Genomic DNA, 12,192 nt, shown 5'->3' with positions numbered 1-12,192 from the left:
AGTTGCTAATATTTACTACCGCTTGAAAGTGACCTGCAGCGGATCGGATGCCTATACGAACGCTTCGCTGGTTTCACCGATTAACTGTTCTTTTGACATTACAAAATCAAGTTCTTCTTACGTATCAATTGCCGGTACCGGATCAAGCCTGACAGGAACATGGAGAAATGGAAATACTAACACTGATGACAACTTAAGTGCTTCACAGAATATCGGGTTTAACTTCCCATACAAGGGAGGTAACTACAGCACTTTCTCCGTGTCTACAAACGGATACCTGACTTTCAATACTGGTACTTCTGCAACCGGTTCTGGTCTGAGCGCCTACGGATATGATAATTCCTACTTTACAAATACTTCGGGAACTTTATTGTCTTTAGCTCCTTATTATGAAGATTTGGTAACGCCGGGCAACCCTGGAAACATTGCCGGTTTGAACGCTGCTTTCAAATATGCACTTAATGGTACAGCGCCTAACAGGGTTGCAACTATCGAGTGGATTGGAATGGAAACTTTCAACAACGCCTGACTAAACCTGAATTTCCAGGTTAAATTATATGAAACTACAGGTGTAATCGAATATAATTACGGTACGTTTGAACAATTTGCAGGTACTGCCAACTATGGTTATTCTTATACAGTCGGAGTTAACGGTGCAACTGTAGCTGCCTCTCCAACTGTAAATCAATTACAAACACAACAGATTGAAAATACTCAGGCATTTTCAAATGTTGCTAAAATACGCTTTCAGCGGTAATGAGTTGTAACACGACTTATACATTTACGCCTGGAACATACAGCGGTGCATTAGCTCCGGCAGCATTGACAAATGACGAGCCAGGTACTGCAATCGGATTGACTGTTAATCCATCTCCGTGTACAGGCTTCTGCGGTACTTATTACAGCAGCAAAAACGCAACGGCTTCTGCAGGAATTGCAACTTGCGGTGCCGGTACTCCAGGTACTCCGAACGACGATGTTTGGTTTACTTTCGTAGCAAGCACGTCACAACAAACCATTACTGTTCGCGGTGGTGCAGGTTACAATCCTGTAGTACAATTGTTCTCTGACGCCGGTATTACGCCACTTAACTGTGTTAACGCAACAGGTGCCGGACTTACTGAAACTATCAACGCGACAGGACTTACCCCTGCCGCAACTTACTATGTACGCGTTTACCACGAAACTGCAGGATCATCTTCAACTCCAACTTTAGGAACTACAACTGCAGCTGCAGGTGCCGGAGATTTTTCTATCTGTGTGAATGAAATCGTACCTCCCCCTGCAAACGATGACATTTGTGGCGCTGTGAATTTATCAGTAGGCACGAGCTGTTCAGCAACAGCTGGTTCAACAGTAAATTCAACTGCAAGCGCTCAGGCAGTTTGTGGCGGTACAGCAGATGATGATGTATGGTACAGCTTTACAGCTTCTACGGCAACTGATGTTATAACCGTACAATCTGGCGCTGGTTTTAACGCCCACTTTCAAGTTTGGAGTTCATCTGACAATACTTGTACAGGTACACTAACTTCTGTAACTTGTGTTAACAATACATCAACTGCAGGTACAGAGACTTTCACAGGAACAAGTTTTGTTCCCGGAAATGTTTACTTCATTCGTATTTACCATTCAGCTTCAGGAACAGGAACAGGTGCTTTCACCGTTTGCGTAACTGCCGCTCCACCGGCATGTATAGGTAACCCGACTACTCCTGCAAACGGAGGAACGGCATGTGAGGCTGTCCCAGTAACTTTGACATGGCCAGCAGCTTCAGGCGCTACAAGCTATAACATCGTTCTTGACGGTGGTGCTCCAATTAACCAGGCAGGAACCAGCTATAATGCGGGTGTATTAGCCCTTGGCGGACACACATGGTCTGTATTTCCGGTTAACAACGCAGGTGCAGCGACAGGTTGTAACACATGGACGTTTAGTGTTGAAAGTCAACCGGTAATCGGAACTATCAGCGGACCTTCTGCATTGTTTACTGCTCAAAGTGGTTCCTTCTCTGAAACTGGCGGTACTGGCGGTACATTACAATGGCAATCTGCTACCGTAACAGGTGGTCCTTACAGCAATATCGCTACTGCTACCGGAAACCCGCAAAATATTTCATTTGCAAGTCCGGGCACTTATTATATAGTTGCTACCCGTACGGTTGGCGGCTGTACAGTTGTCACTTCAAACGAACTTACTGTAGTGGTATCTGTTCAGGGTGATACGCCTTGTGCACCAATTGCTTTGGTTGTTGGTTCAAACTGGGCCATACTCAAATGCAGGTGCTGCGATTGATACAGGCGAAGTTGTTCCTCCCGGAACTGGTTGTTCTATCCAGACAGGATGGTGTAATAACACTTTGAACAACACAATCTGGGAACTTTCACAGCGCCTGCTTCAGGACGTGTAATCATCCAGGCCAGTGGTTTTGATGATCAATTAGCGTTATATTCTGCTACCAACTGTGCTGATTATTCAACATTTACACTATTAGCCGCGAATGATGACAGCGGTGATGAAAGCGGTCACGGCGGAACAGCAGATTCAGCTTATATCGATGCTATCTGTTTGGTTCCGGGAAATACTTATTATGTACAATTAGACGGATACAGCAGTACAGGTACTGCAACTATCGTTATTACTGAAGTTGCTTTAACTGTCCCGACATTTAGCGCTGTAGCTCCGGTTTGTAACGGAACAGTGGCTGCTTTGCCTACAACTTCTACCAACAATATTACTGGTACATGGAGTCCTGCAATCAACCCGAATGCTACAACGGTTTATACATTTACACCTGATGCAGGACAATGTGCTGCTTCTACAACGCTTACGATTACTGTTCCTTCAACAACCTGGAATGGCGCTGCGTGGAGTAACAGTGCACCCACTTCTACCACATTAGCGATTTTTGAGGGTGCTTTTTCTTCAACAGGGGATTTATCAGCTTGCCGCGTATTGGTAAACAGTGGTGCGGTTACGATTAATTCAGGAAACGATTTTACTGTTGCTAATGCTGTTACAGTAAGTGGCGGTTCATTGACTTTCGAGAACAATGCCAACCTTTTGCAAACTACAAATGCTGCTAACTCAGGTGCAATTACTGTGAAACGCAATGCAACAATGAGAAGATTGGATTATGTTTACTGGGGTTCTCCGGTAGCGGCTCAAAACCTGAAAGCGTTCTCTCCACAGACCGTTTCTCCTCCGGTAGGTGCTTCACGTTTTTATACTATGGATGAGACGACCAACAGCTTTAGCGCTATTACAACTCCAGAAAATGCTACGTTTACGTTAGCTAAAGGTTACATGCTTCGTGCTCCGAACAATTTCCCTACAAATGGCTCACAAGCTACTTTCAACGGTGAATTTAATGGCGTACCGAACAACGGTGATGCTGCTATTGCAATCACAAATACACCGGGAACAGGACAAGGTTTCAACATGTTAGGAAACCCTTACCCATCGACGGTAAGCGCTGATTTATTCCTTGCACAAAACCCGGGCTCACTTTATTTCTGGGCACATGCTAACCAAAATGCTGCGTCTGGAGCTAATTATGCTACTTACACGACTTTCGGTACAGCTGCTGCTGCAGGCGGCGCAACTTCGGATGGAAGTATTGCTGTCGGACAAGGTTTCTTGTTGAAAACAGCTGCTTCCGGAACTGCTACATTTACAAATGCGATGCGTACAGGTAACAATACTGCCCTTTTCTTCAGAAACGCTACTGTTGATAAAAGCCGTATCTGGTTGAACCTTTCTGATGCAAATGGCACCCAAAACCAAATCCTTGTAGGATATATGGATGGCGCTACCAACGATGCTGACGTATCTGTAGATGCAAAACAAATCGAAGGCAACATCAGCAACATCGCTTCTTTGATTGGTGGCGAGAAATATAACATCCAGGCGCGTGCTTTGCCATTCGCTGATACAGATGAGATTCCGTTAAGCTTCAATGCGCTTACTGCAGGAACTTTCTCAATCGGAATCGATCACGTTGACGGATTGTTCACTGGTGACCAAAATGTTTACGTTAAAGACAATGTTTCCGGAATCATCCATAACATCAAAGAAAGTGCTTATACTTTTGCTGCTGAAGCCGGAACAACTACTAACAGATTCAGCGTGGTATTCCAAAGTACTACACTTGGAATCGAAAACCCTGCATTTGATGCAAACAGCGTCGTCGTTTACAAAAACAACGATGTATTGCACATCAACTCAGGAAGCATGACAATGTCTGGCGTTAAGGTATTTGATATCCGCGGAAGATTGATTTTTGAGCAATCAGGAATCAACGCAAACACTGCGGCTTTGACCAACCTTCGCGCTGCACAGGAAGTGTTATTGGTTCAGATTACATCTGCCGACAATAAAGTCGTAACTAAGAAAGTAGTTTACTAAATAGGTGCGCTTTAAATAAATTAAGGCCTTCCGGGAAACCGGGAGGCCTTTTTTGTTTATTTGCAATCTTCATTTTATCGATGTAAATCAGTAAGTTTACTAAACCATTAAAAAAAATCCCCCTCGGCAACATGTTCAAAAAACTGGCTGCATTTTTTTTACTTTTTACTTTTACAATAGCATCCGGGCAAACGGCGTCTGCTACCGATAGTCTTAAAAACGCGCTCGAAAATTATAATCGCCAAAAGACAAAATCAGGACGAAAGGGATTTTCTATAGCCGATTCTACAAAGGTGAATCTCCTGAATTCCCTGTCTTTCCGTTATTTCATGAGCGATTCCAAGCAGGCAATCGCTTACAGCAACGAATCATTGGCGCTGGCAAAAAAAATCAATTACAAAGACGGAATTGCCTATGCTTATATTGCACAGGCGCAAATCAATGATTTTAAAGGCAATTACCAACAGGCCGTTGATTATACCAAAATGAGTATTGCCATCCACGTCGAAAACAAAAACAAGAAGGCGCTCGCCGACGAATACAGCCAACTCGGCATTATATATTCTGAAATGGGCAATTACCCCGAAGCGATGAAATTCAGTCTCATTGCGCTGAAAATGTATGAAAAAGAAAAAAATACGCTTTTCATCATAAAGGCTTATTCGAATATCGCCATCATATACAAACAACAGAAAAAATACAAGGAAGCTTTGGCGACAAATGCAACGGCGATGAAAATCATCCAAAAAGTAAAAAATACCGAAAGCAATTATTTTGGCTGTTATATTCAGAATGAAATCGGCGAAATCAACCTGAGACAAGGCAAATATGACAACGCGCTCAAAATCCTTTTGCCGGCACTGAAAGCTTCCGGAAAATTCACGGACGATTATCTTAACGCCAACATCTGTATTGCTATCGCCAACTCCTATTCTGCATTGAAAAATTACCATCAGGCAGCAGGTTTCTATTTCAAGGCGATGGCAGCTTTGCGCAAAATAGGCGATGTTGCAGGGGAAGCCAATTGCATCATCAATATCGGTTTCAGCAATTTCAAGCAGGGATTTACGGCAAAAGCCATCGAAGAAACCAAAAAAGGTTTACAACTGGCACAGTCTACAGGCTATTTGGAATGGCAGCGCAACGCTTATGAAAACCTTGCGGAAATGTATGGCAGCACCAAAAACTATAAACTGGCATACGAAAATCACATCCAGTTTAAGAAACTAAACGATTCGCTTTTCAACAAAGAAAAAGACAAAAAGATTACAGAATTCCGTCTCTCCTACGAATTCGATAAAAACAGGAACACCTCAAATCAATCCAGGAAAAAAAGGATGCGCAATTGCAAATGGAAACCCAAAAACAGCGCAATACCAAATATGCATTCATGGCAGGACTGATTTTTGTCAGCCTTCTGGCAATCGGGATCTTCTATAACCTGAAACGCAACCAGAAACAAAAAGCCATTATAAACGAACAGAAAAACCTCGTTGAAAAGCAACATGCGCAAATCAGCCTTTCTTTAACTGAAAAAGAAACGCTGTTGCGGGAAATCCACCACCGCGTAAAGAATAACCTTCAGATTATTTCGAGCCTTCTGAACATCCAGGCGCAGGGCATACAGGATGAAAACGTGCTTTCTTCCTTACAGGAAGGGCAAAGCCGCGTACAGGCAATGAGCCTGATTCACCAAAATCTTTACCAGTCTCAATTCATCAACAACGTCAATATCGAAAATTACCTGAAGGATTTAATCCAATATCTTTCGGATATCTTCAGGGAAAGCGATAAAAAAATCGCTATTTCCATTGAAGCATCCGGAATCGAATTCGACATCGATACTGCAATTCCACTCGGACTTATCGTAAATGAGCTTGTCTCAAACGCCTGCAAATATGCTTTCGAAAATCGGCAAACCGGCAACATCAATATTAAGATTGAACACATAAACGATGTTGATTACAAACTCTGCGTAAGTGACGACGGAAAAGGCCTTCCGGAAGATTTCGATGCAAAAAACAGCACATCACTCGGACTCAAACTCGTAAAAATCCTTTCGCGGCAATTAAGAGGCGTGCTTTCGGTCACATCGGCAAATGGATTGACTGTCTTTTCGGTACAATTTAAAGATCTTAAGGCCTTTTTGAGCAACTGATTTAGTAACTTTATGCCATAAAAGAAACTGATGATCCGGATTTTAGTTGTAGAAGATGAGCTCATAATTGCAGAAGATATGTGTAATGTGCTGTCGAACATGGGTTATGGCGTTGTCGGGAATGCAATGGATTATGAAGAAGCAATCGCTTTCCTCGATGCAGAAAAACCCGATCTGATACTTTTAGATGTCAACCTCAACGGAAAAAAAGACGGTATCGATCTGGCTGAAATCATCAACCAAAATTATGAAGTGCCGTTTATTTTTACGACTTCTTATTCTGATGCGGTGACGCTGGAAAGGGCGAAAAAAACCAATCCAATCAATTATCTTGTAAAGCCTTTCAAGAAAGAACAATTGTTCACGGCTATCGAAATGGCTTTCCACAGGCTCGATAATCCGGCAAAACCTGAGAATGCGCTTCCGCCGAAACGGATACGCTGATTATTAAAGATGCGATTTTCATTAAAGACAAATTCAAATACACCAAACTGCTCACCTCGGATATTTTATGGATTAAATCTGAAGGGAATTATCTTGAAATCCACAACATCCGCAGTACAGAATTCATACGTGGTTCATTGAGCAATTTTATGGAAAGGCTGAGCGGAGCAAATTTTTTCCGTACCCACAAATCTTATATTGTCAACCTGGATTACCTTGTGAAGCTCGAAACCAACACCGTTACGATTGCCGCAGACCGCATTCCGATTACGCGCAGTTATGCCGACGAACTCATCAAACGCCTCAATATACTATAGGAGATTTGGTGCTTTACAACGGAAATTTTTCCATCTTCACGGGATTTACATTCCAATTCGTTTAATTTTTTTATATTCGCTTTAACTTTTAAGCTTTTAAAATGAAAAAAGTAATCTTATTTTTTGCGCTTTCGCTGATGTTATCCGCATGTAATGGTTCTGAAAACGAATCAAATGCCAATGAAGACGATCCGATTTTGGGCACCTGGAGCCTCGCTTCAAAAACGTTCCACAATCCTACAACTGACATCGATACACCTATCGTACTAAAACCTTGTGAACTGGAAACCGCTTATACTTTTAAAGCGGAAGGTGCGAAATTTACCGGAGCCGAAAGTACTTATCATACCACAACGTCAGCTTGCAGCACCGAAAACCTTATGGGAAGATGGGGTCATGAAGATGACAATTATTATATGCTTTACAACAACAATACGATAAGCCTTGCGTGGACTGAGGTTGTAATCTCCGGAAGTACGCTGACGACAAAAGTTGTCAATGGTGACGGCTCTCATTATATCTATACCCTGGACAAAACAATAATTTTGTTCACCTCACTATATTAAAAGCATCTTTCGGGATGCTTTTTCTTTTAGCGGCAATTAAAATTTATGATTAAAGTCAACAAACACGGCATATTGCTGCGCAGCCGCCATCTCGATTTTGAACGGGAAGGCGTGCTGAATCCGGCTGTAATTCGCGAAGGCGAAAACATTCACCTTTTTTACCGCGCTGTCGCGAAAGGCAACATATCTACGATTGGCTATTGCAGATTAGATGTCGCCACTCCATTTAAAATTGCGGAACGTTCTGAAAAACCTGTTTTATTTCCCGGATATGGTTTTGAAAAGCAAGGCATTGAAGACCCGAGAATCGTCAAAATTGAAGATGATTATTGTATTTCCTATACCGCTTTTGACGGAACGAGTGCGTTTGGGTGTGTTGCAACTTCTCAATATCTTAAAAATTTCCGGAAACACGGCATTATCGTCCCTAAATTTACCGGAGATGAATGGCAGGATTTCTTAAAAAGAAAATCGATTGACGAACGTTATTTTACATTAAATTCAGGAAGCCAATATATATGGGATAAAAATTTGGTGTTTTTCCCAAGGAAAATAAACGGGAAACTCGCTTTTCTGCATCGCATTCGTCCCGGAATTCAATTCGCAACTGTTGATACCATTGAAAATCTTACTCAGGAATACTGGAAAAAATACATCGAAGATTTCGAAAAGCATATTGTAATCGATCCAAAATATGCGCACGAATCAGCGTTTATCGGCTGTGGCTGTCCTCCAATTGAGACAGAACATGGCTGGCTTTTGATTTATCACGCGGTCCAGCCTACTTCCAACGGATTCATTTACACCGGCTGCGCGGCGCTTTTAGATTTAGAAAATCCCACTAAAGAAATCGTGCGGCTGCCCTACCCGATTTTAGTTCCTGACAGGAATGGGAACTGCATGGAAAAGTAAATTCAGTGTGCTTTCCGACTGGCGCTTTGGTTATTGATGACATAATTTACATTTATTACGGCGCTGCAGATTCGCAGATTGCTGTGGCTACAACCAGTTTTTCCGGTTTGATTGCTGAATTATTTTACAACTTCCCGACTTAACACCAGCGTGCTGTAAGCTGGCATTTCGATGTTAACCCCTTTTGTAATTGACATTTTTTTGTTGGAAAAATATATTTTGTTATACACTTCAAGTTTAGCCGGTAGTTTAACTTCACTTATTTTTCCGCTAAGGTTGTGCAATACCAAAACAGATTCTGTGTCAGCAACGCGCAGGAACGCAAGCAGAGCAGTATTTTCAACAGCTACAGCTTGCATCTCGCCATAAGTAAGCGCTTTGCTATTGTTCCTCAGGTTTATAAAAGTTTTATAAAAATTGAACATTGAATTCTTATCCTTAATCTGCGTCGCTGCTGCAACCACCGTGGCATCAGTGTCGTATTTTGGTTCCATCCATTTGGTGCGGAATTTATCTTTCGCCTGAACATCCCACAAAAACGGCTCACGGATATCCTGGTCGGTTTCTTGCCCGGCATCCCCAATTCTTCACCATAATAAATATACGGAGAACCCGGAAGCGTCAGCAATATCGCCGCCGCCATTCGCGCCTTGTCCTGATTGTCGTTAACCGCGCTCATAATCCTGACCTGGTCGTGGTTGGTTAGAAAAGTCGCATCAACATAATCAGGATTGACAGATTTGTAAAAATCGCGTATTTTTAAATGTTCGGCAATCAGCGTACTTGCATTTTCATCGTTTACCGCTTTTGTAATCGCAAAGCCCATATCGAAATTGAATAATGCCGGTAGTCCTTTCATATACCTGCAACCACATCAGCCGGCGCCCAGACTTCCCCAACGAGATACACTTCTTTATTGGCTTTTTGCATTTCACTACGGAAATAAACCCACCATTTATGATTGTCGGTCGGACGATCGTCAGGAAAAATGTGGCGTGCCGCATCGAGGCGAAATCCGTCAACGCCGATTTCCGTCAGCCAGAATTTGCCGACCTTGAACATTTCCTCACGCAATTTCGGGCTGTCATAATTCAAATCAGGCATATTCCTTCCGAAATAAGAATAAAATAGGTAATCGCTGCCCTCGACTTTGTTCCAGCGGTTACGATTGTCAGAATCACCTGCAATGATTTTTGCAGCCATTTGCGTTTGCGGATCATCTTTGTGTGTCCAGACATAATAATCGCGGTACGGACTGTTGCTATTGTCCTTAGCATCCAAAAACCACGGATGTTTGCTGCTGCTGTGGTTGATCACCATATCCATAATCACTTTGATGTTGCGCTTGTGCGCTTCTGCGATAAATTTCTTAAAATCTTCAATCGTTCCGTAATCTGGGTGTATGCCGTAATAATCGGTAACATCGTATTTGTGGTATGATGGCGACGGATTAATGGGCATCAGCCAGATGCCTTCAACGCCCAAATCTTTAAGGTAATCGAGTTTAGCGGTCATGCCGTTGATGTCGCCAATACCATCGCCGTTCGAGTCTGCAAAAGACTGCACAAAGATCTCATAATTGACATTGCGTGGCCATTTACTGACGTTTTGGTCTTGGGCGAAAGTTGGCGAAAGATTGCACAGAAATAATAAAAGCAAAAAGCAAATTGATTTTTTCATGGGATTAGATTTCGGATTTCTAATGTAAGGATTTATTCCGCAACTTACTTTTGTGATATTGTTAAAACGAAAAAACCTCCGGGATTACCGAAGGTTTTTATAGTGAATTAACAATTAAAAAGGCACATCGCTGTCGTCGTCAGCATTGTTGATGTTGCTGCCGAAAGCTTCATTTGGCGATGGTAAATGTTTTGTCGTGAATGGATTGTCATCATGGTTCATTTTTGATGGAAGATCGTCATAACCGCCGCCAAAATCTTCAAGGTTGTCGAATTTACCAAGATTTCCGATAAATTTCAGCCTGATATTTTCCAAACTACCATTACGGTGTTTTGCGATGATGAATTCTGCCTGCCCTTCTGTTGGAGAATGTTCGTCGTCATCCCATTCATCGATTTTATAATATTCCGGACGATAGATAAACGAAACGATATCCGCATCCTGCTCAATCGCCCCCGATTCACGAAGGTCTGAAAGTAGCGGTCTTTTACTCGAGCCACGCGTTTCAACGGCACGCGATAATTGTGAAAGCGCAATCACCGGAACGCTTAATTCTTTCGCCAATGCTTTAAGATTTCGCGAAATTGTTGAGATCTCCTGCTCTCGGTTTCCACCGCCTTTTCCGTTGCTGCCACCTGCTGTCATCAATTGAAGATAATCGACAATGATAAGTTTGATACCGTATTGTGATGCCAGACGACGAGATTTCGCCCGCAAATCGAAAATAGAAAGCGATGGCGTATCGTCAATATATAATGGTGCTTTTTCTAAGTTTTTTACTTTGATGGAAAGCTGTTCCCATTCGTGTTTTTCGAGTTTTCCGGTACGCAATTTTTCGGAGGAAAGTCCGGTTTCAGATGAAATGAGACGCGTAATCAATTGAACGGATGACATCTCCAAAGAAAACAAAGCTACCGGCTGCCCAAAATCAATCGCAATATTTCTGGCCATCGACAATACGAAAGCGGTCTTACCCATACCCGGACGTGCCGCGATGATGATCAGGTCACTTGGCTGCCAGCCAGAGGTTACTTTATCGAGTCTTTCAAAACCTGTCGCGATGCCGCTTAAACCTTCTTTTCCGGCGATTTCCTCGATTCTTTTCTTCGCTTGTATCACAAGACTTTGCGCGGTTTCAGAACTTCTTTTGATGTTGCCCTGCGTTACTTCGTATAGGCGCGATTCTGCTTTATCCAATAAATCGAAAACGTCAGTCGTTTCATCGTAAGATTCTTCAATGATTTCAGAAGAGATTTTGATAAGGCTTCGTTGGATGAATTTCTGCAAAATAATCCGCGAGTGGAATTCAATGTGCGCCGAAGAAGAGATTTTTTGCGTAAGCTGAATCAGGTAAAAATCGCCTCCTGCCAAATCGAGCTTGGCGTTCTTTTTAAGCTGCGATGATACTGTTAATAAGTCGATGGGCTGTGTATCGGTGAACAACTGTACAATCGCCTCGAAAATGTATTTGTGGGCGTCTTTGTAAAACGCGTCGGGCTGTAAAATATCGATTACCTCATCTACCCCTTTTTTATCGATCATCATGGCGCCCAAAACGGCCTCCTCGAGTTCGAGTGCCTGCGGTGGCAGCTTGCCTTTCTCAAGGTTGATGATGGTAGTTTTATCTACTCTTACCGGGTTAATATTTCTGAGATTTTCCATGTTGCGAATGTAAATAAAAATGTATCTAAAATCGGCTTAGAGTTAT

At 42.6% G+C, this 12,192-nt stretch carries 11 protein-coding genes and 2 pseudogenes; 9 read left to right on the top strand and 4 right to left on the bottom strand.

What is annotated here, in order from left to right:
- The first annotated feature begins 22 nt into the window (after positions 1-22).
- The 9 genes and pseudogenes from ACSLFW_RS09380 (at position 23) to ACSLFW_RS09340 (ending at position 8,947) form a co-directional block, all read left to right on the top strand.
- Complete coding sequence (locus ACSLFW_RS09380) at positions 23-529, top strand: hypothetical protein (protein WP_436555528.1); 507 nt, start codon at positions 23-25, stop codon at positions 527-529.
- A gap of 227 nt (positions 530-756) precedes the next feature.
- Entirely contained in the window at positions 757-2,295 is a 1,539-nt protein-coding gene (locus ACSLFW_RS09375; RefSeq protein WP_436555527.1) for a hypothetical protein, read from the top strand.
- 273 nt (positions 2,296-2,568) lie between these two features.
- Complete coding sequence (locus ACSLFW_RS09370; RefSeq protein WP_436555526.1) at positions 2,569-4,407, top strand: T9SS sorting signal type C domain-containing protein; 1,839 nt, start codon at positions 2,569-2,571, stop codon at positions 4,405-4,407.
- A gap of 131 nt (positions 4,408-4,538) precedes the next feature.
- Complete coding sequence (locus tag ACSLFW_RS09365; RefSeq protein WP_436555525.1) at positions 4,539-5,810, top strand: tetratricopeptide repeat protein; 1,272 nt, start codon at positions 4,539-4,541, stop codon at positions 5,808-5,810.
- Positions 5,798-6,565 (top strand): sensor histidine kinase, encoded by a 768-nt coding sequence (locus ACSLFW_RS09360; protein WP_436555524.1) that lies wholly within the window; start codon positions 5,798-5,800, stop codon positions 6,563-6,565. Before ACSLFW_RS09365 ends, ACSLFW_RS09360 begins: the two co-directional genes overlap by 13 nt.
- 30 nt (positions 6,566-6,595) lie before the next feature.
- On the top strand, positions 6,596-7,009 hold the full coding sequence (locus ACSLFW_RS09355) for a response regulator (protein ID WP_436555523.1): 414 nt from the start codon (positions 6,596-6,598) through the stop codon (positions 7,007-7,009).
- The gene (locus tag ACSLFW_RS09350; protein WP_436557417.1) at positions 7,006-7,326 is read left to right on the top strand and encodes a LytR/AlgR family response regulator transcription factor; all 321 of its coding nucleotides are present in this window, start codon (positions 7,006-7,008) and stop codon (positions 7,324-7,326) included. Before ACSLFW_RS09355 ends, ACSLFW_RS09350 begins: the two co-directional genes overlap by 4 nt.
- A gap of 101 nt (positions 7,327-7,427) precedes the next feature.
- Positions 7,428-7,892 carry a hypothetical protein gene (locus tag ACSLFW_RS09345; RefSeq protein WP_436555522.1) on the top strand — a complete coding sequence of 155 codons (465 nt, stop codon included), beginning with the start codon at positions 7,428-7,430 and terminating at the stop codon, positions 7,890-7,892.
- A 45-nt stretch (positions 7,893-7,937) separates the two neighbouring features.
- Positions 7,938-8,947: pseudogene (locus ACSLFW_RS09340) on the top strand (pesticidal protein Cry7Aa).
- Here the strand turns inward: ACSLFW_RS09340 and ACSLFW_RS09335 are convergent.
- The 4 genes and pseudogenes from ACSLFW_RS09335 to dnaB all read right to left on the bottom strand — a co-directional run bounded on the left by ACSLFW_RS09335 (position 8,924) and on the right by dnaB (position 12,146).
- Positions 8,924-9,163, bottom strand: coding sequence for an alpha-glucosidase C-terminal domain-containing protein (locus ACSLFW_RS09335; protein ID WP_436557416.1), 240 nt, complete (start codon positions 9,161-9,163; stop codon positions 8,924-8,926). The pseudogene ACSLFW_RS09340 and the gene ACSLFW_RS09335 overlap by 24 nt on opposite strands.
- Before the next feature lie 63 nt (positions 9,164-9,226).
- Positions 9,227-9,630, bottom strand: a pseudogene (locus ACSLFW_RS09330) (alpha-amylase family glycosyl hydrolase); the annotation flags it as partial.
- 29 nt (positions 9,631-9,659) lie between these two features.
- Positions 9,660-10,484 carry an alpha-amylase family glycosyl hydrolase gene (locus tag ACSLFW_RS09325; RefSeq protein WP_436555521.1) on the bottom strand — a complete coding sequence of 275 codons (825 nt, stop codon included), beginning with the start codon at positions 10,482-10,484 and terminating at the stop codon, positions 9,660-9,662.
- Positions 10,485-10,598: 114 nt separating this feature from the next.
- Positions 10,599-12,146, bottom strand: a complete 1,548-nt coding sequence (gene dnaB / locus ACSLFW_RS09320; protein WP_436555520.1) for a replicative DNA helicase — start codon at positions 12,144-12,146, stop codon at positions 10,599-10,601.
- Positions 12,147-12,192: the final 46 nt, after the last annotated feature.

The organism is Flavobacterium sp. 3HN19-14 (assembly GCF_051373205.1).
Taxonomy (GTDB): Bacteria; Bacteroidota; Bacteroidia; order Flavobacteriales; family Flavobacteriaceae; genus Flavobacterium.
Note: the sequence above shows the minus strand (reverse complement) of the source record. Positions and strands in the feature narration are given on the sequence as shown.